Source organism: Phaeodactylibacter luteus (genome assembly GCF_007993045.1).
GTDB lineage: Bacteria > Bacteroidota > Bacteroidia > Chitinophagales > Saprospiraceae > Phaeodactylibacter > Phaeodactylibacter luteus.
On the sequence record NZ_VOOR01000004.1, the window covers coordinates 123,452 to 149,991 of the forward strand.

16 protein-coding genes and 1 pseudogene are annotated in these 26,540 nt (G+C 52.8%); 11 read left to right on the top strand and 6 right to left on the bottom strand.

Translation table 11 applies throughout. The annotated features are described in order from the left end of the window. Positions 1-52: 52 nt before the first annotated feature. Entirely contained in the window at positions 53-2,332 is a 2,280-nt protein-coding gene (gene katG, locus FRY97_RS03010) for a catalase/peroxidase HPI (protein ID WP_147165943.1), read from the bottom strand. Positions 2,333-2,555: 223 nt separating this feature from the next. On the opposite strand from katG, the gene FRY97_RS03015 reads away from it, so the two are divergent. From FRY97_RS03015 to FRY97_RS03025, 3 genes are all read left to right on the top strand, one after another. Next, positions 2,556-3,497 (top strand): LysR family transcriptional regulator, encoded by a 942-nt coding sequence (locus tag FRY97_RS03015; protein ID WP_147165944.1) that lies wholly within the window; start codon positions 2,556-2,558, stop codon positions 3,495-3,497. A 272-nt stretch (positions 3,498-3,769) separates the two neighbouring features. Continuing rightward, on the top strand, positions 3,770-4,363 hold the full coding sequence (locus FRY97_RS03020) for a porin family protein (protein ID WP_147165945.1): 594 nt from the start codon (positions 3,770-3,772) through the stop codon (positions 4,361-4,363). Positions 4,364-4,548: 185 nt separating this feature from the next. Then, positions 4,549-5,760 carry a flavin monoamine oxidase family protein gene (locus FRY97_RS03025; protein WP_170254478.1) on the top strand — a complete coding sequence of 404 codons (1,212 nt, stop codon included), beginning with the start codon at positions 4,549-4,551 and terminating at the stop codon, positions 5,758-5,760. Positions 5,761-5,780: 20 nt separating this feature from the next. Here the strand turns inward: FRY97_RS03025 and FRY97_RS03030 are convergent, their stop codons facing one another. Next, positions 5,781-6,431, bottom strand: a complete 651-nt coding sequence (locus FRY97_RS03030) for a hypothetical protein (RefSeq protein WP_147165947.1) — start codon at positions 6,429-6,431, stop codon at positions 5,781-5,783. Positions 6,432-8,736: 2,305 nt separating this feature from the next. Here FRY97_RS03030 and FRY97_RS03035 point away from each other — a divergent pair. The 3 genes and pseudogenes from FRY97_RS03035 to FRY97_RS03045 form a co-directional block, all read left to right on the top strand. After that, the gene (locus tag FRY97_RS03035) at positions 8,737-9,513 is read left to right on the top strand and encodes a hypothetical protein (protein ID WP_147165948.1); all 777 of its coding nucleotides are present in this window, start codon (positions 8,737-8,739) and stop codon (positions 9,511-9,513) included. A gap of 61 nt (positions 9,514-9,574) precedes the next feature. After that, on the top strand, positions 9,575-12,226 hold the full coding sequence (locus FRY97_RS03040) for a TonB-dependent receptor (protein WP_147165949.1): 2,652 nt from the start codon (positions 9,575-9,577) through the stop codon (positions 12,224-12,226). A gap of 178 nt (positions 12,227-12,404) precedes the next feature. Continuing rightward, positions 12,405-12,578: pseudogene (locus tag FRY97_RS03045) on the top strand (transposase); the annotation flags it as partial. Positions 12,579-12,780: 202 nt separating this feature from the next. Here FRY97_RS03045 and FRY97_RS03050 read toward each other — a convergent pair. Both FRY97_RS03050 and FRY97_RS03055 read right to left on the bottom strand, forming a co-directional pair. After that, positions 12,781-13,641: an HAEPLYID family protein gene (locus tag FRY97_RS03050; protein ID WP_147165950.1), complete on the bottom strand. Its 861-nt coding sequence runs from the start codon at positions 13,639-13,641 to the stop codon at positions 12,781-12,783. 57 nt (positions 13,642-13,698) lie between these two features. Continuing rightward, a complete protein-coding gene (locus FRY97_RS03055) occupies positions 13,699-14,046 on the bottom strand; it encodes a hypothetical protein (protein ID WP_147165951.1) in 348 nt (115 codons plus the stop codon). Positions 14,047-14,280: 234 nt separating this feature from the next. Between FRY97_RS03055 and FRY97_RS03060 the strand changes: the two genes are divergently transcribed. The 5 genes from FRY97_RS03060 to FRY97_RS03080 all read left to right on the top strand — a co-directional run bounded on the left by FRY97_RS03060 (position 14,281) and on the right by FRY97_RS03080 (position 23,724). Further along, on the top strand, positions 14,281-15,270 hold the full coding sequence (locus tag FRY97_RS03060; RefSeq protein ID WP_246141530.1) for a glucosaminidase domain-containing protein: 990 nt from the start codon (positions 14,281-14,283) through the stop codon (positions 15,268-15,270). A 32-nt stretch (positions 15,271-15,302) separates the two neighbouring features. Further along, positions 15,303-16,322: a hypothetical protein gene (locus tag FRY97_RS03065; RefSeq protein WP_147165952.1), complete on the top strand. Its 1,020-nt coding sequence runs from the start codon at positions 15,303-15,305 to the stop codon at positions 16,320-16,322. Between the two features lie 361 nt (positions 16,323-16,683). Further along, complete coding sequence (locus FRY97_RS03070) at positions 16,684-18,957, top strand: hypothetical protein (protein ID WP_147165953.1); 2,274 nt, start codon at positions 16,684-16,686, stop codon at positions 18,955-18,957. A gap of 80 nt (positions 18,958-19,037) precedes the next feature. Continuing rightward, positions 19,038-22,193, top strand: coding sequence for a TonB-dependent receptor plug domain-containing protein (locus FRY97_RS03075; RefSeq protein WP_147165954.1), 3,156 nt, complete (start codon positions 19,038-19,040; stop codon positions 22,191-22,193). Position 22,194: 1 nt separating this feature from the next. Continuing rightward, entirely contained in the window at positions 22,195-23,724 is a 1,530-nt protein-coding gene (locus FRY97_RS03080) for a RagB/SusD family nutrient uptake outer membrane protein (protein WP_147165955.1), read from the top strand. Positions 23,725-23,885: 161 nt separating this feature from the next. Here FRY97_RS03080 and FRY97_RS03085 read toward each other — a convergent pair whose 3' ends face one another. After that, positions 23,886-24,539, bottom strand: coding sequence for an RluA family pseudouridine synthase (locus FRY97_RS03085; RefSeq protein ID WP_170254479.1), 654 nt, complete (start codon positions 24,537-24,539; stop codon positions 23,886-23,888). Between the two features lie 49 nt (positions 24,540-24,588). Next, positions 24,589-26,271 carry an ABC-ATPase domain-containing protein gene (locus FRY97_RS03090; RefSeq protein WP_147165957.1) on the bottom strand — a complete coding sequence of 561 codons (1,683 nt, stop codon included), beginning with the start codon at positions 26,269-26,271 and terminating at the stop codon, positions 24,589-24,591. Between the last annotated feature and the right edge of the window lie 269 nt (positions 26,272-26,540).

Below are 26,540 nucleotides of genomic sequence, written 5' to 3' on the forward strand. Positions count from 1 at the left end.
CAGAATACTGTAGCGCCTTTGCTTTGGTCAGTTTGCCCTATTTGGGAAGGGCTTATATTTTCAGGTCGAAACGGTCGAGGTTCATGACTTTAGTCCAGGCAGCGATGAAGTCGTGCACAAACTTCTCTTTGGCATCATCCGCAGCATAGACCTCGGACAGGGCACGCAGCTCAGAGTTGGAGCCGAAAATGAGGTCAGCGCGTGAAGCTTCCCATACCTTTTCCCCGGTGTTGCGGTCGATGATGTCGAAGGTTTCTTTTTGATCACCCTGCGCTTTCCACTCGTAGTCCATGCTCAGCAAATTGACAAAGAAGGTGTTTGTCAGCTGATCGCGGGTGTCCATGAGGAGGCCTATATCAGAGCCATCGTAGTTGGCGCCCAGGGCGCGCATACCGCCCACCAGCACGGTCATTTCGGGAGGGGTGAGGGTAAGAAGCTGGGCTTTGTCTACCAAGAGCTGCTCAGTAGAAAGGGTATACTGCGTTTTCAGGTAGTTGCGGAAGCCATCGGCCATGGGCTCAAGCAGGTTGATGGAAGCGATGTCGGTCTCTTCCTGCAGGGCATCCATACGGCCAGGAGTGAAAGGTACTTCCACATCAAAGCCGGCGTTTTGCGCGGCCTGCTCTACTGCGGCAGTGCCAGCCAGAACGATGAGGTCGGCCATGGAGATTTTTTTAGCCTTGTGGCGGGCATTGAACTCCGCTTGCACTTCTTCTAATACATCCAGCACCTTAGCGAGCTGTTCGGGGTTGTTGGATTCCCAGTTGCGCTGTGGCAACAGGCGGATACGGGCACCATTGGCACCGCCCCTGCGGTCAGAGTGGCGGTAGGTAGCAGCCGAAGCCCAAGCAGTAGAGGCCATTTCTGAAAGGGAGAGGCCAGAGCTGAGCAGGCGCTCCTTCAGGGCCGCTATATCACGGGCATCAGCCAGTTCGTGGTTGAGCGCTGGGATGGGGTCCTGCCAGATGAAGTCCACCTCGGGGGCTTCTGGCCCGACATAGGTAGTTTTGGGGCCCATGTCCCGGTGAGTGAGCTTGAACCAGGCTTTGGCGAAAGCCTCTTCAAAAGCTTTGGGATCTTCGTAAAAGCGGCGGGCGATCTTCTCATACTCGGGGTCGAAACGGAAAGCCAGGTCGGTAGTGAGCATAGTCGGCTTATGCTTTTTGCTAGGGTCGAAAGCATCAGGGATGAAGGCTTTGTCCCCTTTAGCCACCCATTGGTGTGCACCGGCAGGGCTTTTGGTCAGCTCCCATTCATTTTCGAAAAGGATTTTGAAAAAGCCATAGTTCCACTGCGTAGGCTTGCCGGTCCAGGTCACTTCCAGCCCAGAGGTGATAGCATCCTTGCCTTTCCCTGTACCATAAGAGCTTTTCCACCCGAGCCCTTGCTCCTCAAGGCCTGCGGCTTCGGGGTCTGCACCTACATGAGTAGCCGGGCCCATGCCATGGGTCTTGCCGAAGGTATGGCCACCTGCATTGAGGGCCGTGGTCTCCTCATCGTTCATGCCCATACGCGCGAAGGTTTCGCGTATTGCTTTTGCAGCTTCGAGGGGGTCCGGGTTGCCAGCAGGGCCTTCGGGGTTGACATAGATGAGGCCCATCTGTGTGGCGGCCAGCGGGTTTTCGAGCTCGCCGTTCTGATGGCGCACATCGGCCAGCCATTCGGTCTCTGCGCCCCAATAGACATCGCTCTCCGGCTCCCATACGTCTTCTCGTCCGCCGGAGAAGCCAATGGTTTCAAAGCCCATCGACTCAAGGGCGACATTTCCAGTAAGGATCATAAGGTCGGCCCAAGATATTTTGCTGCCGTATTTTTGCTTCACCGGCCAGAGGAGGCGGCGGGCTTTGTCGAGGTTGGCGTTATCTGGCCAGCTGTTGAGGGGGGCAAAGCGCTGCTGCCCTGCACGGGAGCCTCCCCGCCCATCGCCTGAGCGGTAGGTGCCGGCACTGTGCCAGGCCATGCGTATGAAAAGAGGCCCGTAGTTGCCAAAGTCGGCAGGCCACCATTCCTTGGAGTCGGTCAGTACGAGCTCGATATCTTTCTTCAGCGCTTCATAATCGAGGCTGTTGAAGGCTTCGATATAATCAAAATCCGGGCCCATTGGGCTGGATTCCATAGCGTTCTGGCGCAGCACATCGAGATTGAGCTGATTGGGCCACCACGTTTTATTGGTCGGGCCGCCTTTTTGGGCCATAGCCTCCCGCCTTTCGGTGACAGCCGTTTTGGTGGCCTTGGGGGCACTGCCATGACCGAATGGGCACTCTCCGGCACTATCTTGAGCAAAAGTGCTCAGTGCGAAGAAGAGCAGAGGCAAAAAGAGTAACTGTTTCATGAACATTGGTATTTGTAAGTTGATGTTTTGCTTGGGCTTGAGCAGCAGCAGGCTGCCGCTGTACAGCCGTAATGGGCCATGCAGCGCGCAGAAGCAGAGGCTATGTTTTTTCAATTGGGAGTGGGCCGCTAGATGCTCGCGGCGGCGTAAAGATGGGGCAGGCAGCCCTATTGACAAAGGAAATGTTTTTTATATTTGGTATTGACAAAATCAATACAACTATATGAACCTGCAACAACTGGGGTATATCGTAGCGGTAGACCGGCACAAAAGTTTCAGCAAAGCCGCTGAGGCCTGCCACGTTACGCAGGCTACGCTGAGCACTATGGTGCGCAAGCTCGAAGAGGAGCTGGAAGTGGTACTGTTTGACCGGAAGACGGTGCCCGTCATCACAACGGAGTGCGGGCAAGATATCATCCGGGAAGCGGAGGAAGTGCTCCGGCACAGCCGAAAGCTGAGGGAAGTAGCAAAGGAAGTGAGGGGGAAAATAGAAGGAGCGCTCAGCCTGGGCATCATCCCTACCGTTGCCGCCAACCTATTGCACCGGGTATTGCCGCTCCTGCTGGAGCGCTACCCGGGCTTAAAGCTGAACGTGCAGGAGGTCACCACAGACAGCATCATCGAGCGGCTGAAAAAAGGGGAGCTTGATGTGGGCATTGCCTCCACCCCCCTTAGCCCGGCCGCACAGTTGGAAGAAGAGATACTCTATTATGAAAAGCTGATGGTCTACGGGGATACCGAAGAGGGCGCGACCAGGTTTTTGAAGCCGGCTGACATAGCCAACGAGCAGGTGTGGCTCTTGGAGCAAGGGAATTGCCTGACCGATCAGGTGGTGAACATCTGCGCGCTCCACTCCCGCCCAATGAGCACCAACCTTTCGTTCAGCCCCAACTCTTTCGATAGCCTGCTGAACATCGTAGACCGGTTCCGGGGGCTTACCATCGTACCGGAGCTCTATGCGATGGACCTTCCGCCCGACCGTGCAAGCCGGATCAAGGACTTTACCCCGCCCTACCCGGTAAGGGAAATCAGCTTGGTGTACCACCGGCCTTATGCTAAGATGCGGCTGATCTCGGCCATATCGGGGCTCATCAAAGAAGTGGTGCAGCCCCTTTTGCAGACCAGCAAAATGAAGAACAGCGAGATGCAGATCGCGAGGCTTTGAGCAGGGAAGGGCGAGGGTATGGGGGCGCAGTGGGTTTACAATGCCGCTTCATCAATGATCTGTTTTGTCTGTTTCAGGCTGTTTCAACTCCATTTTCTTACGATATTTAGGGTACCATACTGCGCAGCTGAATCGGGGCCGGGAAAAGCATAAGCCCTGCCCTAGAGATCCTTCCATACAGGCCTGCGGTGCTATACTGGCACAACAGGCGGGCATAAACTCTTGATCATCAAAACAGAGCTACTCCAAACAAGCACTAAAACCACATACCGATGAAAATTCATATCGCCAGCCTTTTAAAAGCGGTGGGCTTAGGATGCTGCCTGCTATGGGCGCTTCAGGGCCTTGCGCAGGGCAGCAGCGAGCCGGCAGACGGCACACAGTACGGCGTAAAAGCCGGGGCCAACTTTGCAGAGCTCTGGGGGGATGATGCCCTGCCGGAGAGCGACCGTAAGGTGGGGTACTCTTTCGGGGCCTATGCATCCTTCAAGCTTTCTAAAGCAGTCAAGTTGCAGCCGGAGGTGATCTGGTCGCTACAAGGGGAAGGCTCGAAGGAGAGCGGCAGGTACAAGATCTCTTATATCAATATCCCGGTGATGCTCAAGTGGGTGGAAGGCCGCTTTTATTCAGAGCTGGGCCCTCAGCTCGGGCTGCTGACCGTAAGCACGGCCAAATCGGTGCCGGAAGCCCTTCAGCTGGAGGGTTTTGAGACCTTCGACTTCTCTTTGAATGCGGGTATAGGGTACGAGGTGGCGGAAGGCTGGAGCATAGGGGCGAGGTATTGTCAGGGGCTCACCAATATCGTAACAGGCCGCGACTTGAGGAACAGCGTCATTTACCTGGGGCTGTCCTACCGCATTTTTTAGCGCTGTTTGCGCGCACCGCTTGCCGGGCGCCCAACTTGGCATTGGCCTAGCGATGCGCAGGGGTGTAAGCCCGATAGGGCCGAGCGGACAGCGAGCCCCGAAGCGTAGCGACCGCCGCCGGAAGGGCGGGGGTAGGCCCCAAAACGGCCTCCTGCCTTGTGCCCTCACAAGAAACCTAAATGCAGATGAAAAGGAAAGAATTTATTGAGAAGAGCCTGCTGATGGGCATAGGGCTGCCCTTGTTGTCGGCGGGCACGCTGCTCCAATCGTGCAGCAGTAGCCGTTCTTTTTTCCCAAGGGCACAGCCTGATTTTGCTGGGAAGGTAGTTGTCGTGGGGGCAGGCGCAGCGGGAATGGCAGCGGGGCATTATTTAAAACAGTATGGTATCGGCTTCGAGATCGTCGAGGCCGCTCCGGTTTACGGCGGCAGGCTGAAGAAAGCCGCCGGGTTTGCTGATTTCCCGATAGACCTCGGCGCAGAGTGGATACACGTAGACCCGGAGGTGCTGTCCGAAATAGCCGGGCAGCCCATAGCTGGGCCGGCCTTTGAAACCATAGTGTACGACCCGCAGGACATTCAGTCTTGGCAACATGGCGAGCTGAAAGCCCACCCCCTCATCAGCCGGTTGTACAGCGAATGGAAGTTTAAGCGCTCCACTTGGTTCGACTTTTTCGAGCAGTGCATCCTCCCCGGCATTGCCGGCAACATCAGGCTCAGTCAGCCGGTGTCAGCGATCAACTACGGAGCGGATGGGGCCACGCTGCACACCCAAACGGGGGAGCAGTACGAAGCTGACAAAGTGCTGATAACGGTGCCCATCCGTATACTTCAGCAAGGGCATATCCGCTTCAGCCCTGCGCTGCCGAGCCGTAAGGTGGAAGCCATCAACAAGGTGTTTGTCGGCGATGGGGTCAAAATATTCATTCAGTTCAAAGAAAAGTTTTACCCGGACATCCTGGTCTTTCGCAATGTCTTCAAAGCGTTGGCCAGGGAGGACAAGTTCGTTTACGACGCGGCCTTCAAGAAGGGGTCGGGCCAACACATTTTAGGGCTTTTCGCCATTAATGAGGAAGCCCGCGCGTATACACAGCTGCAGACAGAGGAGGAGGCGGTACAAAAACTGCTGGCTGAGCTGGACGAAGCCTTTGAGGGGCAGGCTACGGCCAATTACGTCAACCACATTGTTCAGAACTGGTCGGAAGAGCCCTACATACAAGGGGCTTATTCTTATTCCTACGACGGCGGCCAGAAACGCATTGTCAATGCCATTTCGGAGCCCGTGCAGGATAGGCTCTACTTTGCAGGCGAAGCCCTTTCGGGCCGCCACCATTCTACAGTGCACGGTGCTTGTGCTTCGGGCTATGCAGCGGCGGCGGCCATGATAGGGATAGGATAGGCCAAAAACCCAGCCAACGCCTAAAATTTTATGCCGAAGTACAAATTGGGCTCAAAAAGGAAATAGTCTCTCCACTTGTCATCTATGGCTTTGAACGCCTGAGGGGTGCCCGTATCGAACATCCAATGCTGGCAATGTACCTGTGGCTCTATGAAAAACCGTTTTTGCTTCCCGAAAGCGAAGTGGTAGCCCAAGTGGTAGGAGTTGTAGAGCTTAAAGCCATCCCCTACTTTCTCGCCCTCTGCATCCAGGTAAGTCTTGAACTGAGGCAGCACCTCGACCGTAGCGAAAAGCCCTTTCCAGAGCATGCGCTGATAAGTGATGCCTACACCAGATTCCCGCACATGGCCGGGGTAGAACTCGCTTTCGGATTCGATTTTGTCCAGCAGCCCGTCCCACCAGACAATACCCATTGGCTGGAACAGCCGCCAGGTAGCCAGTTTGAGCCCGATGATGTTCTTGTCGTCCAGGCTGCGTTTGATGTGGAGCTCAATGTGCTGTGTATGGGTGCGGTCGTCCCATGATTTTGTTGCCAGCTGTGGCAGGGTGATCACGGGCAGGCTCACCCGGTACTTGTGCGCCACGGTCGCAGCGCGGCCTGTTTGCAAACCTGCCTGAGCAGATGCACTGAAGGCGCAGCAGGCCAAAATAAGGATCAGTACGTTTTTCATCTTTGTAAGTGTTGGATGTAAAAATTTTGGTTGTTTTCAAATCAGGCATCAGTCAGCATGGCAGCCTCTTGAGCTCATGCTGCACAAGCCAGCCTGTCTGCTTTTGGGCCTGCCGCAAGGAGGGGGCTTGGACCAGAGGGGGCCTGCCCCTGCCCAACGGGCAGGTGCCGCTATGCTGCGGGGCTCGCTGCCCGCTCGGCCCTGCGGGCTTGCACCCCTTCGCAGCGCTAGGCCGGTGCCAAGCTGAATGCTGAAAGGCTTACGCCCTACTGATGACGCTACAAAGATGCAAGGGCAGGCAGGGGCAATCGTCCTGAAATGAAATAGTGGACGTTTTGGGGGCTTACTGCGGTCGCCGGGAGCGGTGATGGCCAGAAGGCGCTCCTGCCCGCTCAAGCAATTGCGAAGGGGAAACTGTCGAGGGAAGAAAAGACGGTTGGGGTGAGATTCAGGACTTTTGCCCTTTCGCACGCTCTTATGAACGTGCGGAAGTTATGCCGTTCCTGCGGAACTCAATGAATAAGCCATCCCAGAGCCAAGTCCCAGAGGGACGAAATTCTTTCCGGCAATTGCCAGATTGTTGGAAGGAGACTTGTCTTTAGGATAAGCATCAGTCCCGGAGGGACGGCAAACCACTCCGGCGATCGTTGTTAGCTTGTTGGAAGGGGACTCATTATTTGATTAAGCATCAGTCAGGCGCAAACCAGATTGTCGTTTTATTGGGGGGCCTGCCCCTGCCCGATGGCAGGTGCCGCTATGCTACGGGGCTCGCTCTTCGCTCGGCCTTATCAGGCCTGCCGCCCCTTCGCAGCGCTAGGCCAATGTCAGGCTAGAGCCCCAAAAGCATAAATGCCTGCGATACTCTGGTTCACGCCCCATCAGTCCCGGAGGGACGAGAATTCCTTCCGGCAATCGTCAGATTGTGGAAAGGCCATAAGCGCTGTAAACAGTCCTGTAAGGACGGCAGTTTTGTATAGTCCAACAACTTAAGATTTCACTCCGCATCTACTGCGTGGTGTGAAATTATGGCGCAGCTATTTTCCCGGCCCGCAAGGCGAAAAACGCAGGCGATGCCTACACGAAACGTGGGGAAAGGGGCCCTACGGTGAGGTCGGCGAGGCTTTTCAACGCAGCGAGCGGAAAAAGAGCAAGTCAAAATGCATTAATCTCGCCTTGGAGAACTATATCAAATTGAGAATGGCTCACCCTTCAGGGCACCAATTTGCTGAACAACCGCTCTGTACTGAGCAGCCAAGTCACCCCTTTTTCATTTAGGGAGTATGAGGTTTTCCAGTTTACGAGAGTGTTGTTGGTGGGGGTGGTACGGAGGTTGTGATGAGGGGGCTCAAATCAGATTGCCGTTTTTTGGGGCCTGCCCATGCCCAACGGCAGGAGCCGCTATGCTGCGGGGCTCACTTTTCGCTCGGCCCTATCGGGCTTGGAGCTTGTTTGGAGGGCTTAAAAAAACTTCAAAAAAATGATGTGAAAACGGCAGAGTGCAAAATTTTTGCACAAACGGGGCTTATATTTGTAGGGTAACGGCAGTTAAGAAGGTGGTTCTATATTAATCAAGAGGCCGTTCAGATTCTGTCACTGGTTTGGTTGAAAATAAAAAAGCCTTGAATCCGGTACGGGGCCTTCATACGATTTCTGTAACAAAGCAATTCCTGTTGATTATTATTCCCACTGTACGTATGCAGTAGGTGGGTACAAATTTACGATATGATAAAAAGGGCGATGCCGAAAACCCTGCCTAAAAAGGCAAAATAGAGTAGGTTCACTTTCTTTAACACGGTTCTTTATGAAAAACATCTTTTTCCTTCTAGTCTTTGTTTTCATGGGTAGCATAGCTATTCAAGCAAACGAAAATTCAGCCTCCGCAATCAATTCACAAGACACAACGACGCTTGTTGGCCCTCAGTCATGGATAGTACAGGGAGGGAAAGCGTTCTACTTTGATGATGGCGCAAACTGCGTTTACCATGTAGAAGCTGATTTTGCGTGGGGACCTGACTGTTAGTTTCGACCTCATGCTGCACGGGCGCAAACCAGATTGTCGTTTTTTTGATGGGGCCTGCCCCCTCCTCAAGGATAGGGGCCTGCCCCTGCCAACGGGCAGGTGCCGCTATGCTACGGGGCTCGCTGTCCGCTCGGCCCTGTCGGGCTTAAACCCCTTCGCAGCGCTAGGCCAATGCCAGCCGAAAGCCCGGAAAGCGTAAACGCCTGCGACAATTTGGTTCACGCCCTGCTGCACGATTTAATTGGGAAGAGATTAAAATCTCTTTTCAAAATTTAATGAATTATTATGAAACACATGATTATTTTTTTTGTTTTTTTGATTGTTCTGCTAAATAGTACGACCATCTTGAGTCAAGATGCTATAAGCATAGTATATCAGGGTCGACAAGAGTTATCTAAAGCTGGTCAAGACATCATGAATGCTCAAGGATTTCCTTTGCCGAAAATGGTATCCTCTTATACGCTAACAATAAGGGGTGGATTTTCTGATTACATATTGGATTCGCTAATGTTCCAAAATACTAATGAAAACTTCAAAAAATATCTAATATGGGATAGAATACATAAGGTTTACAACGAGAATAAGTATAGTTATCAGAAAGGAGTATTTATCGATGGCAGATGTTACGAAAGTAATATTAATTACGTACACGAATTAGACATCGATAAGACTCAAAAGAAACGCATATTAGGATTAGATTGCTATTTTGCAGAATATGATGTAGATGGACATCATTATGAAGTTTGGTTTACAGAGGATTTGCCATATACTGATGGGCCTTTTATACTAAATGAATTCAATAATGTTAATCTGCCGCTATTGCCTGGTGTTGTCCTTGAACTCCAAGAGTCTCCAGATGGTTCGTTTTTTAAAGCAACGGATATAATTGTAGGTGAGAATCGTAATTTACTAAATTATTCAGTTAATTGTAAAGATGTTTTACCGATACGTAAATACGATAGGTTAAGTTACCGAAATTTATTGGAGAATCATGCTGTGAAATTAACAGGTAGCAATATTGTGGTTGGAAAGTGGTATCCATCTGTGAATAATAACCCTTGACATGCATGAAATTTTAGCACATGTGCATCATCGTTAGATCAGATAAAAAGTGACATTATAATTGAAAATCTATTCGTTAATATTTTATTGCACACTCTTCAGTCATTTCTTCCTGTCCGGTCAAAGTATTCGCATCAAGCCATATATTGAAACAGGTGAGCCAGCAGTAGGAGCAACAATTCAACTATTTAGTGCAATAGGCGATGAGTTGATAACATTTGCTGTAGCTGAATATGATGGCTGTCTAATTTCACAACCCGAACTTGGCGAGTATAAATTAGTAATAAGAATGTTTGGATATGAGAAAATTAATGAATATTTAGAAATTAAAAAAAAATATCCGACGGATACAACAATATCGTTTTTATTACAAGCCGAAGCTTATGATCTTCCAGGAGTATCAGTTGTAGATAAAATCATCGGTTTAAAAAAGAGGGGAGATACTTTGCAGTATAATCTACGTGCTTATACTACAAATACCGAACGAACAATGGGAGATGTTCTATCCGGTTTGCCCGGCATAGAAGTTGATGAATATGGTAATGTCAAAGTAGATAATAAGAAAGTAAATAGCTTACTGATAGATGGCAAAAATTTGACTAATGAACAGCATGGTGTTGCAACTGAAGGTATATTATCAGAGTCTATAGCTAGTGTTGAGCTAATTCGAAATTATCGTAATTCTCATCAACAGTTTTTAGAAAACGAAGAAAGCAATCAAGTAGCTGTAAATGTTATACTTACTGAAAAAGCAAAGAGTGCCTTGTCTAAAAACTTCAAATTACTTCTAAGCCCTGAATTTAACTCTCGATTTTCAATTGACCTACTGAAAAGTAGAGAAAGTTCAGGTTGGTCATTATTTTTTCGTCATAATACAGTCGGCGACCCTAGTATTGAACAACCACTAAGTATTACTATTGAGGATTTACAGAATTATTCTCAATACGATGTGGATCGTATTGATTATAGGTTTAATAAATTTAAGACAATACAAGATCAAGTCTCAATACCTTTAGGAACTATAAAGAATAATGATTACAACATAGTATTCAATAGTGATATTATTAGTAATAAGGGTATTAGAAATGAAACGTATATCGTTGGATCTTTGGGGTCATATAACAGGCAGCTAAATTTTGAAAGAAGGTACACAGCTTCGGATATAACTGAAATTGTTGATGAAAATCAACAACTATTGTTGCCATCTGCTTCATTCCGAAATAGATTCACGGTTAAGAATGAGAAAAGTATATTTGAATTATTGATTCCATTTAGATATTCATATAGGAAATTTAGTAATCAGCAAATGGGTTTTTTTTCTAACAACCGATTTGAACAACACTATATATATAATAATCAGTATATATTAAGCCAGCCTCGTATCATATATCGCCATAAGTTATCAAACAACTTCTTTGTAAACTTACAACATTCTATTCGATATGAAATGGACCAAGAAAATTTTAATGCATCTAGTAACGAGCCTTTCCTAGATTTTAATGACGGCATACAGAGTTTAAACTATCAAATCAATCAAAGTAATACATATCTTGGTATAGAGAATGATTCTCATTTATCAATAATAAAGCGATGGAATAAGAATTCAATATCGTATGATGTAAATTTCAATGCGTTGAAGGAGCGGATTCAAAACAGCACAGACACTATATATGGTCAATTATATTTTACTTCTAATATGACTTTTTTCCAGCATGGCATACGCATGAAAAATAGATTTTGGAAAGATAAAATACAATCTACATTATTAGTTAATCAAAGCTTCATTGGTCATGGAAATGCTCCAAACGGGACGTCTAATAGGTCAAAGAGAACAGTTTTGTCACCTACGGGTGTGATAGTATATGACTACCATTCAGGTAATTCTATATCATTCTCTTACAGAAAATCACTAATACTTAATGGTTTAAAATATCGTACTGGGTTTAATACCATATACGATACAAGGACTTTAATTTTACCAAATGTCACATCGGTAAATCCTGAAGTGAATGAAAACTTATCTGTGTCTCTATTTAAGAAACCATTATCTGGTGGTACAATATATAATCTTTCGTTTGGGATCGGAATAAAAAATCAGGGTTTACTAGTGCTAGTCGGCCAAAGGGATGATTATACTTTGCGTAAACTGGTCACAATGCCCCGTGTTAAGTATAGGAGTATAAATGGATTTCTAATTAAAAACTACTTTAAATGGAAACTTAATTTCAATGTGAATTTTAGTGATGAAGAAGGGTTTACAGGTGAGAATGAGCTATTTTTGAAACAAATAAGGCAAAAATTCTTGGCTTTTAATTCTACGTTGCAGTCAGTAGGGTGGAATAACGTAGTTTTACAACTTAATGCTAAGCAGATTTTTAATTGGCAAATTATTGACGACGACTACATTAGATTTATTAATCAGTCATTCGGAGTAAATTCTTCATACGTTTATAAGGATTGGCGCTTTTCTATAGATTACGAACATACGATTAGGGTTAGTAACATTTTTCCTGAGGTAAACAATTTGTCTTTTTTAAACGCTCGATTTGAATGGAGGTATAATAGCTTTACTTTTCGTTTGGAGGGAAAGAATGTCTTGAATATGAGTAGTGCCAATCAAGTAGATGTAAGTATTTTGCCAGAGTTTATTGAAGTAAGAGAATATCAAACTTTTCCGGGTCAGATATTGATGGGATTAAGTTATTCTTTCTGAAAAAATGATACCGAAAATTTGTGTATATTATCTAAGTACATGACAAAACTGTAAAACCTTAACATAAATACCACAAATCGTCAATTTTTGTGCTAATTTTCTCGATTTTCTTTAAAAATCGTCGATTTTAAATCGGTCATATTAGAAATAAAAACTTTTGTCATGTACTCAGGGTATGGTCATAAGTTTTGCTACATCTCGGCTAACCAATGGGATATTAGAAGGCATTAGCGCAAAAATCCAGCTGGCAAAAAGAAGAGCGAGGGGATACCGGAATATCAACAATTTTACCACTATGATTTATTTATTAGCAGGCAAACTCGATCTTAGGCACCCACACAAACTCACATAGAACCTAAATTTTTGACAATTAAAGGTCACGGCACCCGAAAAGGCTTAATCGTGGAAATACGATCAAATAATTCGGCCTAGTCGTATTAGGGTGTTGTTGGTGGGTTGATAAGAAGGGTGTGATGAGGAACAACCTGCCAGGTGAAAAGCCTGGCAGGTTGCTTACGGGGGGAGAGGAGACTGTGAAAAGAAGGCGCAAAAGGTCAGCTGCCCTTGTGCCCCGGCTCCCATATCAGCCGTACAAAGGAGCTCAGCCGCTCGTTTTCTCGGCTCACAGGGATACCCGCCACAATGCCTACCATCAGGTGCGCTGCAATGCCCAACCGCATCTGCGGCCGGATGGTCATATCAAAGTCCCTGCCATCGAATGTTTTATTCAGCTCCATCCCCACGAAGTTCCGGGTACCTGAAATCATATAGTGGAAGCTCGTATTCACATCATAGGACAGGTGCCATGCCCGAGTGGCAAAGTGCTGCTCTAGCATAGGGCCGGTATAAACGAGGGTGTGAAAATTGTTGCCCCACCGCTTAGCCGCTACAAAGAAAGGGTTGTACACATTGCCTGTGATAAGTGCTGCGCCAGCTTCATCAAAACCAGACAGCTCCAGTTCATTGATGTAGCCGAAGGCCACAGATGTAGCAGCCGGCTCATGCACCCAAAAAGTCCATTGGGCTGCCAGCTTGAGGCTGTTCAGCCGGTTTGAGGGCACGGCATCCCCTGTTGCCCCGCCGATAGGGGAATAAAAGGTGAATGGCAGCTCCACCTCCAGCCCCAGCCGGTCGACAGGGGCCCACTCGTACTCTATCAGCGCCTCATAAGCATCAAAGTTGAGGTTGTCGGTCAGCCCAAGGCCAATATTCCATTCCTTTTCGCCTTTTCGGGCACCCAGATCACGGATTAGGTCGATGTAAAGCGGCTCTGCATGCAGTACTTTGCCGGGCTCCTGCCTGTCTTCCACCTGCTGAATGTACAGGCTGTCTTTTTCGGCGGCGGTGGTTTGCCCAAATGCATAAGTGCCCGATGCCGATATCGCTATCAACATCAGTAGGTTCTTGATATTCATCTCTGATTTGTTTTGTAAAGGATAATAAGCCAGCTCTTGCTGCGCTAAAAAAGAGGCCTACAAACAAATCAGGGGTCGGGGCGGAGGAGAAATGGCTTCCCTAAACCTACTGTTGGGCAAGCGCTCATCACGTGGGCAGGATCGGGCAGCCCCTTGCTGCCCGGGGAGGGTGGCAAGGCCCGGAGCAAACCACTGAGCCTTCAGGTCCAATTTGGCCGTCTTGCCCTTGCTATGGCCGGAGGAGTCGTGGTCGTCGTACTCTGCAATCGCATTTTCGTACCCTAGAACCTGCTCCAACAGGATTTCAACGATGCTTTCCTGATCGTTGAAAGATAAATCTTCCGGTATGTAATCGGGATAAGGGTCTGCCGTGTCAACGCTTATGTTGAGCAGGTACAGCCCCATGAGTAAGCAAAGGGCGTTGGCAAGAGTGCTATTTCTTATCCGCTGTATCACAAAGCCTATTAACGCTTTCCCCTTGTTTTTGGTATGCTCCTGCAAGAAGAAGTTGCCTACAACAGGCACCCGATTGAGCCTGAGGCTGTTAAAATATGGCTTTCCTTTGCCCGCCCTGCTTTGCCGGGCTATCTTTACCGAATCCGGCAGGGCTGCCCCTGCCCGGGCAAATACCCCCCAACTATGCTCAGGAACCTGCTGACCGCAATGGCTCAGGGTGTGCGAAGCCTGATGCTTACCCTGCTCTTTTCCGGAGCCGTACTAGGCGGCCTTTACCTTTATCAAGCCCACCGGCCTGCTTTCGAGGAGCTGCCCGTCATCCGCGAGCTGACGGCCAACTACAAGCAAGGGCTGAGCACCCTGAGCCAGCTTGGGCTCCAACAGTATGCCACCTTGTCCCTTCCTGAGCGGAGCGCAAGGGCGCAAGGGCTCTCCACAGCCTCCGCGGGCTGGAAGGCCGAGGACATCCTGGCAAAGCTGGATTTCTCCAAAGCCAAGAAACGCCAGGCAGTAGCCTTTACTGCCTACATCACAGCGCATGCACCCGCCGCACTGCAAAGCATGGCCGAGCACAAAGTGCCTGCAAGCATCAAGCTTGCCCAAGCTCTGCTCGAGTCTAATGCTGGCCGCTCAGCACTGGCCCGGCAGACTCTCAACCACTTTGGCATCAAAGCTCGGGCCAGCGCCCGGGCCAGGGACAAAATCAAGCGCCGCGACTATGCCGCCTTGCTCAATAGCGATTTCATCCCCGTTGCTCCGGCTGTAGGGGCTTGGCGGTTTCATGACGACCACAGCTACGACCGTTTCGAAACCTACCGGAATGTAGCAGACAGCTATGCCCGGCACGATCAATTGCTGACCCGGCCCTGTACGCCTGGCCATACCGGTTGTTATGCTTGGATATGGGAAGCTTTCCCTCCGGGGCAAGACCACGATATCTCCGCAGCAGCCCAGGCTTACCTACACCGCTCTGGCATAGCTCCACAGCGCTTTTTTGATGGACAGACCCGTGTGCCCTACTACGCAGCTTGCGCAGCGGGCCTCAAAATGGCAGGGTATGCCACTAGCCCTACTTACCACAAAAAAATCACTTACCTCATTGAGACTTACGAGCTCTGGCGGTTTGACCTGGCCGTCCTAAACGCTTTGTCTGCTCCGGAGCCCGGCACATAACATCCTTATTTTTAACTTTTAGCGTTACCATTATGAAAAATTCTACTCCCTCTTCCTCCGCCACTGGCCTCAGCAGTATTTTCAAATTGCTGGGGGCCATCTTCGCCCTCATCCTTACCGTAGGCGCCCTGGACCGGGCAGGCGTGCGCCTTGTGCAAGAACAAGAAAACAGGGCTGCTGCCTCCTACATGGAAGCCCCCGCACATGCACAAAGCGGAGCAGCTCCCGCTCCGGAGCCTCGGTTTAGTACCGTGGCCCGTTCACGTGCTGGCCGGGCCCAAGCTGCCCCTACCAATCTGGCCGACTGGGCGCACCGCTTTGCCACCACCGCCCGGCAGCAGGCATTGGAAAAAGGGGTCCCCGCTGGCATCGCCCTGGCCTGTGGCCTACAAGCCATCCAAAATGGGCAGGAGCTGGATAGCAGGGAAGCCTTTATCGAGCAGGTCATCGACCCGCTGGCACAACTGAAGTCGCAAGCTCCCCGCACCGCCCTGAGCGAATACTTCAAATATGCAGCTAACAGCGAAAAGTGGGCCGCCGGGCTTAGCCGCTACAGCCACTACGAGCAGCAGGATTTGCTGGAGGCTATCCGGCAATATGAGCTCTTCCGCGAAGATGAAGCGGTACTCGCTGCCATACTGCAGCGGGCTGATATAGAGGAACGTGCCGGGCAGGCAGCGGCTAAAGTCGCCGAGCGCATCGGCAGCACAAGCCGGCCTGAAACTGGGCATGGGGCTAATGCCAGCAACTGGCGCGCTTTCTATCAGGAGGAAGTTGGGCAGGAAGTCGCAAGGAAAGCCGCCCGCCAACAACTGAAAGCCGGCCACTACCTCGATAAAAATGACCTGGAAGCCCTAGCCGAAGAGGCCAACAATACCACACAGCAGGCCTTGTCCAAAAACATCGGGCTGCTCGGCCGGCCTATCAATAGGCAGCACCCCGAAGCTGAAAAAATGCTGGACATCACTAAGCCCGAAAATGTGCAGGCCCGGGAAGAATTATACCAACAAAAGCTGCGCGAGCTCGGTTATGCAAAAGGGAACCGGAAGTAGCGCCCGCTGGCACTTACGTTAAATCCGGCAAATCTGGCGCTTGGAAAATATTACGAATATAGAGATTATACTATATTTGTGCAGATTTCCACACTAGACGACCTGATTTCAAGCTTTCTGCCCTTAAGGACGGACCACTTAAACAACCGTTCTTTCACGCATTCGAATACCAACGACAGGCAAGAGCACCCTCAAGCAACAAAGCTGCTATCACAAGCAGTTTGAATCAGGGACACACATATCCCACATACCCGGTTAACAGTCAGCAGACTACCCTGGCTTTGGCACAGGCTTTTTCCTGAGCTCGTGCGCCCAGGAAAAATTATTGATGCCTGCGGGCAACGAACCTAGCAATTCAGACATGAAAAAAAGGCTACACCACTTACTCGTCATGATGCTCCTGGGCTGCAGCCCTATTTTATCCTTCAGCCAGGCCGACCTCTTCGACGGGCTGTTCGAGAAGGAAGCGCCCCGCTTTTTTGTACAAGCTGAACCCACTGTAGTACCTGGAGAAGTCAGGGTGATTTACCACTTTACCCATAGTAAGGCTAGTACTGTCGAAGCTTCCCTTTGGTCTGATGACCTGGGCACCAACCTGCGCAATACCGGCAAACGTACCCTTGTGCGAAGCCTCCACAATATGGGCAACCGCCAACGGGATACGGTCTACCTGACGGGCCTTACCCCTCAGCATGTATATAATATAGGCTTTGACTACCGGCTCTCCAGCGCGCTGAACCGCAAATTCAGTACAGTCATTGCACGGCAGGATTTCCGATACGAAGGGCCGGCTGCAGAAACTGCCCCCTTGCAGAGCAGGCTCGCCAAAACGTCATCTCCCGCCACCCAGCCAAAACCACAGCAAGCACTTACCGCAAAGTCGCCCAACGCAGTCTTGCCTTCGCCCCCCAAAGCACCTGAAATCCCTTGCAAAAACCCTGAAATCAAGCTGCAGGTGGACCCTGCAGGCTACTGCGGCAGTATGAACAGGCCTGCAGTCTTGCTCTCCTGTACCAACTGTCAGGGCACACCCTGGGATTTCATCGTGGAAGTGCGCATGGGCAATGGGCCATGGGCCCCTACTCGTGTAGATGGCCGCCCTCAAGCTGCACTTGGGACCGCACCCCGTACAGAGCCCCTGTGCATGCTTGCTGAAGGGGCATATCAGCTGCGGGTGCTCGCTTGGGGCCAAGGCTGTGACCTGCCCGTCGAAAAAATCCTGGGCACTTCCGTGCGCATCGGGCAGCCTACCGATGAGGGCCAATCCGCACAAGCTGGCGGACCCTTTCAGCCTAGCCCTTACCGGCAGTCGCCGGCAGAGGCGGTGAAGGTGCCCGAGCTCTGTGGCGTTACTGGCCGGGCACAGCTGACCGGCAATACCATACGGGGTCACCTCTCGCTCCCGCTCAACTCCGCCTGCGCACCGCTGAACGCCTATGCCGAGCTGACGTATACCAACCCCGGATACCGGGATATCAACTTCGGGCAGATCAAGCTCTACCCTGGTATGGAGATGCCGTTTGAGGTAGACCTTGACGAGCGTGACATGCAGCGGGGCATTCATACCCTCAAAGCAACGGTGTTCATCCCGAAACCAGGCCTGCCGCGGCCCATTCCCGCTGAAACTTTCTACATCCGGGCCTTCGCCGAGGAAGCACCGGCTACCGCTCAGCGTCAGCCCGTTATACCAGGGCTGGAAGACCGCATGGCCAACGCTCCTAAAGATTACAATGAGCCCCAAGCCCCTATGCAGGGTACAATCAGCTCCCGGGGTATTGAGCGAAACGAAGACAATCTGTACATTGATGAGGCGCTGCTGCGCGAGGATGCAGCCACCATTAATGTGACGGCTACAGACCCCAACTGCACTCAGATTCAGGACCTGCAGTTGGTGTATAGCCCTACACAGCCCGACCGGCCCCTCTATATCAGTTGGCTCAGCCCAAGGTGCTGTCAGGAAGCAGGCTGTAAGTATACCGTCTGGGCAGGCCCAGACCCGGACAAGCTTAGCCTCGTCGTCACCGGGCAGAAGGCTGGCGCACAGGTAAGCGAGCTGCTGCAAAATATGCCAGCCCGGTACAATTATTTCGAGGTGGTGGTGGAAACTACAAACGGCGCACGCAAAGCGGCCTACATCCCTGCCCAAGGGCCTATCTATGGCATTGAGGACGTACTTGCCTACCGTGACCGTTTCAGCCCACAGTACAGTGATCCCATCAAGGGGCAGCGCATCGCTTCGGGGAGCACTACTGCCGGCAATACACCACCGGCTTCGGATTTGCCCAACGAAGCCCTTCAGCCCAAGCTGCCAATTGATCAATTCAAGCCTTGCCGCTATCAGCGGAAAACAACCTTGGCTGCCGAACAGCCTATCCAAAGCGGGGAAACGGTCACTATCGCTTATGACTTCAATGAGCCTGGACATCAGTTTACCCTTTACCATCAGGCTTCAGGCAGCACGGCATGGACGATTGCGCCAGGGACCAAAGAGCTGCAATCCAGCCCGGAGTTTGAGCTTAAAGCCCGGGACTACCACAGCGGGAAGTACCTCATACTCGTATATAAAGCCGCGAGCAATTGGGGCTGCCTCTCTGCTCCGTTCAGCAGCCCGTTAGAGCTCAACGTTGTACGATAAACACATGCACAGCTACCGGGCATCAAGGTCATTGCTGCCCGGTAGCCTGCTCAAGCCCTGGCAAAACCCAAATCAATACTATGAGGAAATTTTACCACGCCCTTGGTGTGCTGCTCCTGCTGTGCCCGCTCCATACTCAAGCGCAGCGCTTGGCTGTCCGCGGGAAGGTCACTTCTGCAGCCGATGGGAGCCCTCTCAAATCTGCTCAGGTTGAGCTCAACATCAGCAAGGAACGGGCGCTTACCGAAAAAGACGGCAGCTACATCATCTATGTCGATCAGAACTTTTTCAACCCAGACCCCGCCCCAGCCCTCACCTTCTCTGCAGAAGGCTATGAGCCCATCACTGTAGACGTCATTGGGCGCAAAAGGGTGGATATTGCGCTGCGCCCGTTGGGGGGGCAAACCGCGGCCTCTTTTTCTACCGGTATCAGCCGGCCTACCGCAATGCAAGCCTTGCCTTTTGGCGGAAGCCAACTGCTGCAAGAGCAATTGGGACAGGCTGCCCCGTTGCGCCTGTTCACCGCTTTCGAAGGCCAGGTACCCGGCTTGCAGGTCAAGAGGGCGGGCGGGCTGCCCGGGCAGGATACCTGGCTGCAGCTCCGCGGCATCACCAACCTCTCCGGCTACCGTTCGCCCCTCATCATAGTAGACGGAATATACTTGAACGGTAGTGGGCTGCAAGACCTCAACCCCGAGGATGTAGAGCGGATAGAAATCCTCAGAGGGCCAGCTTCAGCGGCCAGCTTCGGCGGGCTCGGGGGGGCAGGGGCTATACAGGTGTTCACCAAAAACGGCAGCGAGCTGGCCTCTGGGGAGACACGGTTGTCTTACCGCCATGACTTCCAAATGAGCGAGCACACTGGGAGCCTGCCCCTCAATGGGTTTACCAACCGGGAAATCCTGGACCCGCAAGGGCCACAGCCCTTGCTAGGCCTTCCGATCAGCAGCAATACCTATACCAACCCACTGCCTAACCTTCAAGATTATCTTTCCGATGGCCTCCTGCAACAGGGCGGTATCCGTGCCCATACCCTGTCTATTAGCGGGCGCTCGGGCGGCACGTATTTCCGGGGCGCTGCTCAGAGGATGAGAGACGAAGGAGCCCTACAAGGCTATGAAGGGTTTACCCGGCATACTTTCAGGGCCAACCTAGGGCACGAAGCAGGGGAAAAGCTCAAGCTGTCGGGCAGCGCTTACTACGCTAACCGGCAGCAGGACAATGGGCCGGCTGCCGGTGCTTCTCCTGGGCAGTCCTTGGCGAACACCCTCCTGATGCTGCCCGTTTTCGGCCTGAACGCAAGCAATGAAGAAGACGGCAGCGCCTATGATTGGGATATCGACAATTCCGGAGCCCAACAGACCAACCCGCTTTATCTAAGGGAGCAACTGCAGCACCTGCAGGAAAACGACCGGCTAATGGGCCACTTGGGCGGGGCGTACGCTCCATTTCCTTGGCTATCTTTTGATTATGAAGCCAGCCTAGACCGCCTGACCGGATCCAATACCCGGTTTATCGACAGGGGCTACCTGAGCACGGCCGTGCCAGAGGGCTTTAGCCCCCTTATTACTGCCGGGGTACAGAAAAGCAATGGCGGAGGGATAGAAATGAGGCAGTCCGAACAACAGTATTTCACCTCCACCGCGGGCTTGTCCGTACACCGCAGCCTTTTAGGCTTCAGTATGGGCTTGCGCACCGCTTTCCAATATGAAAATCAGCGGGCTTATTTCCAGCAGGCTACTGGGGAAAACCTGGCCGTTTCCGGCATCCGATCCTTGGACAATCCACAGGAAGGGCTCCGGGCTTCTTCCCTCCGGCAAGAAATGACGGCCTATAGCGGCCTAATGGAAGCTGATGTGAACTACAAAGACAAATATATTTTCAGTGGCGCGCTGCGGGCAGAGCAAAGCGCTCTTTATGGCACTACGGCCAGCACCCCCGTATTTTATCGCGTTGCAGCCGCCTACCGGTTGTCAGAAGACCTCAACCTGAAAATCTTTCAAGAGCTCAAGCTCCGGGCAGCAGTTGGAACTGCCGGGCTGCGCCCTACTTTTCAGCAGCGGTTTGAGACGTTTGCCCTGGCCAATGGCACCTTATCTCGGCAGACACTGGCCAATGACGGCCTCCGGCCCGTTCTCGTACGAGAAGTAGAAGCTGGGGCAGACTTGACCTTCCTGCGCGCCTTCACCCTTTCGGCCACCTACGTTCAGCGGACAGCAGAGGGCCAGATTGTGCTCATGCCACTGTCGGGCGGGGCTGGGTTTGAAGGTCAGTGGCGCAATGCCGGCAGTATTGCTTCGGATATCTACGAAGGCAGCCTGCATATTGACTTGAAAAAACTGTTCCGCATCCCTTCTTCCAGAGTAAGCTGGGGCATACAAGCTCATGGGCAGCGGATCCGGCAGGAGGTTTCATCCCTCAGCGTACCCCCATACCGCACAGGCCCGGGCCTGCCGGGCACCGACTTATTCACGGTAGCTGCCGGGCAGCCGCTAGGGCAAATGGCTGGGGAGGTATTCATCACCTCTGTGGAACAGCTTTCCACACTGCCGGATGTCAATATTTTGGAATATGCCCAGAATGAGGAGGGCTTCATCGTGCGGGCAGATCAGCTGGGCACGCCCGAGGAGCAGCCCATCTTGCTGACCGATGAGCAAGGTACCCCTGTCCTTCAGCCTATTGGTGACATCAACCCCGAATTTCAGCTTGGGCTGAGCCATACCTTAACGGTGGGCGGGCTGAGCTTATATGCCATGGCAGAAGGGCAAAAAGGCGGCACGGTTTATAATTACACCCGGCAGTGGCTTTACGCGGCCGGCCGGCACGGCGATTTGTCCAACAGCACACTGCCCGCTTCGTTCTATGGCCCCTCCGGCCTAGCCAACGGCCTGCGCCCTAATGCTTACTTTGCGGAGGACGCCTCCTACGTGACCATACGGGAAGCCGCTATTTCCTACACCTTCAATGGTGGGCAACTCCCTTGGGGTAACGGTTTGTTCCAGCACATTAAGCTGAGCCTGATCGGGCGCAACCTTTTCACTTGGAGCCCCTACCGTGGTTACCACCCGGCCCTGAGTGCCCCGGCCACCCCCAATCAGCCCCTGCTCCACCGGCAGGAAGGCGCCCCGGGCAGCCTGGCTGAGACTCCTGGCGGAAACCCCGGCTGGTTCGCGCTGGATTTTTTCAATTACCCGCTGCGCCGTTCTTTCGGCTTCAGCGTTCAAATCACCCTTTGATATGAAACCACTTCACCTCAGCCTCCTGATTCTGGCTGCTCTCCTGAGCTGCCAGCCGCTCAACACTGGCAGCAGCCTCCTCCCCAGTGGCAGAGAGGTCATCAACAAAGGGACTGACTTTGAGCCCATTTTAAACCGTGGTTATCAAGCTTGGTGGCAAAGCGTCCACGGGCCCGCCACGGCGGTCCCTCTTGGTGTAGCTGGCGACGCGCACACCCTGCCTTGGGACGACTTCGGGGCCTCCCTCATGGGGCAGGAGCCCCGCATGCCCTATCCCAACCAAAGCAGCGCGCCGAATGCAGTACAGGACATTGCCCGTGTGCCCTGGTATGGCTGCCTCAGCGCAGTGACCGAGGCCAACGAAGTGCTTCGCGCGAGCTCGTCGGGCATTTCTCTGGACAATGGCGGTCCGCTCGACCAAAGCGCAAGAGCGGCAGCACGAGCCTTGCGCGGCCTCAGCTGGGGCTACCTCTCTCTCCTGTTTGACCAAGCCCCTGTTGTAACCGAAGATACGCCGCTCGACGCCCCACTCAGTTTTTCCAATTATGCTGTAGTCAACAACCGGGCCGTGGCGGAATTGCTTGAGGCGGCAGACACAGCAGCCAGTCTGGGCGAAGACTTTTTCCACCCTTACTTCAATGGGCTGGCTCTGGACGGTACAGCCTTTGGGCAGCTTTGCCGGGCCTATGCAGCCCGGTTTTTGGCGCAAGCCCCCCGTACCCCCGAGGAAACGGGCATTGCCGATTGGGAGCAAGTGCTGAGCCTCGCCCAGGGCGGGCTTAGCGAGGACTTTGCCCCACAGGCTAACGGCCAAACCTGGGTGTCCTATCATTATTACACCTTGGCCGATACGGAAGCCGGGCCGTTCTGGGCCAGGCTAGATCAGCGGTTGGTGGCTGCCTTCGACCCTGCTCAGCCCGCCCGCTACCCTCAGGTGGAAGCCCTGCAAGAACCTCCCTTGCAACCCTCTGAAGCGGTTTCCGATGATGCACGCCTGAGCAGTGACTTTTTGTACAATGCCTTTGTCCCTTTCCCTGCTGCGCGTGGAGAATGGTTTTTTTCTCATTACCGCCATCAGCGGCAGAACGCTTCTCCTGGCTTGTTTGGCGATGGCCGGCAGGGGTCTATGCCCGTATTCCTTCAGGCCGATCTGCAACTGCTGCAAGCTGAAGCCCACGCCCGGCTAGGCGATAGGGCGGCGGCTGCTACCTTGCTCAACAACGGGCCGCGCATCTCCCGGGGGAACCTCCCTCCGCTTTCCCCCAATGCGCCGGCTAGCGAGCTCCTACAAGCTATAGCTTATGAGCGGATGGTTGAGCTGCACAATACAGCTCCCTTTGGCACTTGGCTGGACCGCAGAAGGCTCGCTCTACGTGAGCCAACAGACGACGCCCTCACCCCTCTCGGGGGGCTACAATATGGCACGCCAGCCCAACTGCCCGTACCTGCTGCCGAGCTGCGCGTTAATGGGATGCCCGTTTACACCTTTGGAGGGCCCGATGACCCCCAAGGTATTGAGCGGCAATACTAGACTTGACGCATCGAGCGTATTGGCGGCCAATAATGAAGTGAACCAAAGCGGGCTGCTATTCCGTATTTTACCCATGTGGCGGGCATCAACGCCTGCTGCACTGGAATTAGGAAAAGTTCGTTTTGTAAACTTTTTGCTCAATTCGGCAGTGGCACTTGGTGCTACTGCCCTTTTCCAGCCCATTTTGGCAAAGGCGCCTCAACCGTATGCCTTTCGCCCCGCGCTTTGTCGAAAAATTCCAAAGCAGAGGCCTGTAGCATAATGGCTGTCTCTTCCCAGGCAGGCCCGCCGTAGTGGGTATCGCCAACAATAGGAAGACCTACCGCACTGAGCTGTGCCCTCAATTGGTGGTAGCGCCCTGTAGTAGGGTAGAGCTCAAGCACCGCTTGCCCCTCGGGAGCCTCTGCTATCAACCGGTAGCCCATCTCGCAGAGCTTCGCTCCGGCTGCCCCCTCTTCAGCGGCTACAGCCCGCTTCCCTTTCAAGTCTTTGATCAGCCAATGTGATAAAACGCCTTCAAGTTGTTCTGGCACTCCAATGACCCGGGCACGGTAGGCCTTGCGGATATCTTTTTGGCTGAACTGCTGATTGAGCTCCCGGAGCACTTGCTTGCGTTTGGCTACCAAAACCACGCCAGTTGTTACGCGGTCTAGCCGGTGCACAATACCCACGTAGGGGTTGCGGGCAGCTTGCTGTAGGTGGGCATAAACGAGAGATTCGACCGAGTGGCCAAAAGGGTTGCGCTCTACCTGTATGCCGGCAGGTTTATCCACCGCAATCCAGTCTGCTGTTTCTTCGATAATGTGTAGCTGCACGGACATTCAGTTTGGTCTCGCCGCAAAGGTATTCAAAATCTGGACAGGGTCAGTCCACCTTTAGGCTGCGCAGGCGGTTGAGAGCAGCAGCCAGCTCTAGGCGGCGGAAAGCCGAAAGCGCCCCTTCGGGCTGGGGCTGAAGTGCATGCAGCCCGTTTGCATCCAACTCGCCCATGATTTCATCGAGCCAATTTGCCAGTGAGCCCCCATCTGGCCGGTGGCTCCACCGCTGAAGCACCTGCCCGATGGCATGGAGCTGCCCCTCCTCGACAAGCTGCCCGACAGCCCCAAGCTCGATATCGTATTGCCCAAACTGCAGCACGCGGGTGCCCAATGCCCGCACTTTTTCCCCTTTGCCTTTTTGGGCATTTAGGCTGCTGCCGCGCGGCCTGCGGCTTTGGGGCAGCGCTAAAGGCAGCGGCGTTGTACTCGAGCCTTGCTGCGGAAAAGTGCGGGCGACTTCCTGTGCCCTGACCGTTAAATCTACCGGGCGATAGTGCTGCATGCCGACAACCGTATCCGCCAGGCCCAAATATTGGCCCGACCCGCCAATCACCAGGACAGTGCTCACCGAATGGGCCTCAAATAGCTCGCGGACCCGATACACAAAGGGCTGTATGGGCTCCAGCTCATCAGGGATGAGGGCCCGCATCCGTTCGTCCCGTATCATAAAGTTGGTGGCAGAGGTATCCTCGTCAATCAGCAAGGCGGTGGCGCCGGCTTCCAAGGCTTCCACCAGGTTGGCGGCCTGCGAAGTAGACCCGCTGGCATTAGCGGTCGAAAACTGGTGAGCGGGCTTGCCGCCCGGCAGATGGCTGATAAAAGGAGAGATATCTGCCTGTGCTACAAACCGGCCATCCTCGGCACGTATTTGGGCCGCCAAAGGCTGGCTCACCACAAACTCCCGCCCATCGCCGGGCAGGTGGTTGTAGACGCCGAGCGCTATGGCGCGCAGCAGCGTTGATTTGCCGTGGAAGCCCCCCCCTACAATCAGCGTTACCCCTTTGGGGATGCCCAAGCCAGTCAGTGTCCGGTTTGGCAGCTTGGCTTCCACACGTAAGCTTGGCGGAGACTCAAAAGGTATACCGCCGGCCAGAGGGCGCTGGTCGACACCGCTGGCCCGGGGGAGGATTGCCCCATCGGCTATAAAAGCGGCCAGCCCCATTTCGTCCAGCTGCGCGCGCAGCGCATCCGCATCTTCGTTGGTGAGCAAGTGTTCTCGGAGCGGCCCCTCTTCCTGAGCAGCAAACGGCAGGCTCCGAGCTACGATAGCAGGCAGTTCTTCCAGCAAAACTGCCACCGCCTCCCGCCCAGCGATACGGCGGCCAAAAGCCGGCAGCCCAAGCTGGAACCGGGCCTCCGCCTCTGCCTCATGGAAAATAACTGTTGTCCGCTCCAGGACTTCCTGCCCGGGCTGTGCCATAAGGATGGCACCGCTGCGCCCGCTCCCCCTGTTGCCCTTGCTCAGCTGAGCACTCCGTGCTACAAACTGCCTTGTCAGGTAGTCGCAAAGCGCTATCCGCCTGCTGACGGTACGCAAAGCCCACTCCGGATAGCGGTGCGGCCACTTCACCCTCATGTGGCTAGGCGATGCAAAGGGGTCGCCCTGTACGTGGTCTATCCACAATTCGAAGCTGGGGAAAGCATAAGCCCCCCGGAGGCTTTTGTATGCGCCATAGCTTTTACCATCGAGATGCAATAATTGGCCTTTGAGCTGTTCGGATGTCTTCATAGAGGGAATATAAGCAAATCGGGCGTAGGCCAAAATATCGCAGGCGTTTATGCTTTTGGGCTCTAGTGGTCTGTAAAGGCTAAAACTAGGGGTTGCCTGCGGCGACTTTTGAGGCTACTCTTCGTTGGACCCCCCCTTACGTAGCGCTGCTATGCGCGGGAACATCCGCCTTGATTTAGCCTCAAAATTCGCTCCCACTCACCCCATAAATTAACACTTGACAGACCACTAGGCTGGCATTGGCCTAGCGCTGCGAAGGGGTGTCAAGC

What these genes read in the sequence shown, in the direction of transcription:
- katG (WP_147165943.1), bottom strand. Translation starts at nt 2,332, where the DNA reads ATGAAACAGTTACTCTTTTTGCCTCTGCTCTTCTTCGCACTGAGCACT.
- FRY97_RS03015 (WP_147165944.1), top strand. Translation starts at nt 2,556, where the DNA reads ATGAACCTGCAACAACTGGGGTATATCGTAGCGGTAGACCGGCACAAA.
- FRY97_RS03020 (WP_147165945.1), top strand. Translation starts at nt 3,770, where the DNA reads ATGAAAATTCATATCGCCAGCCTTTTAAAAGCGGTGGGCTTAGGATGC.
- FRY97_RS03025 (WP_170254478.1), top strand. Translation starts at nt 4,549, where the DNA reads ATGAAAAGGAAAGAATTTATTGAGAAGAGCCTGCTGATGGGCATAGGG.
- FRY97_RS03030 (WP_147165947.1), bottom strand. Translation starts at nt 6,431, where the DNA reads ATGAAAAACGTACTGATCCTTATTTTGGCCTGCTGCGCCTTCAGTGCA.
- FRY97_RS03035 (WP_147165948.1), top strand. Translation starts at nt 8,737, where the DNA reads ATGAAACACATGATTATTTTTTTTGTTTTTTTGATTGTTCTGCTAAAT.
- FRY97_RS03050 (WP_147165950.1), bottom strand. Translation starts at nt 13,641, where the DNA reads ATGAATATCAAGAACCTACTGATGTTGATAGCGATATCGGCATCGGGC.
- FRY97_RS03055 (WP_147165951.1), bottom strand. Translation starts at nt 14,046, where the DNA reads ATGGGGCTGTACCTGCTCAACATAAGCGTTGACACGGCAGACCCTTAT.
- FRY97_RS03060 (WP_246141530.1), top strand. Translation starts at nt 14,281, where the DNA reads ATGCTCAGGAACCTGCTGACCGCAATGGCTCAGGGTGTGCGAAGCCTG.
- FRY97_RS03065 (WP_147165952.1), top strand. Translation starts at nt 15,303, where the DNA reads ATGAAAAATTCTACTCCCTCTTCCTCCGCCACTGGCCTCAGCAGTATT.
- FRY97_RS03070 (WP_147165953.1), top strand. Translation starts at nt 16,684, where the DNA reads ATGAAAAAAAGGCTACACCACTTACTCGTCATGATGCTCCTGGGCTGC.
- FRY97_RS03075 (WP_147165954.1), top strand. Translation starts at nt 19,038, where the DNA reads ATGAGGAAATTTTACCACGCCCTTGGTGTGCTGCTCCTGCTGTGCCCG.
- FRY97_RS03080 (WP_147165955.1), top strand. Translation starts at nt 22,195, where the DNA reads ATGAAACCACTTCACCTCAGCCTCCTGATTCTGGCTGCTCTCCTGAGC.
- FRY97_RS03090 (WP_147165957.1), bottom strand. Translation starts at nt 26,271, where the DNA reads ATGAAGACATCCGAACAGCTCAAAGGCCAATTATTGCATCTCGATGGT.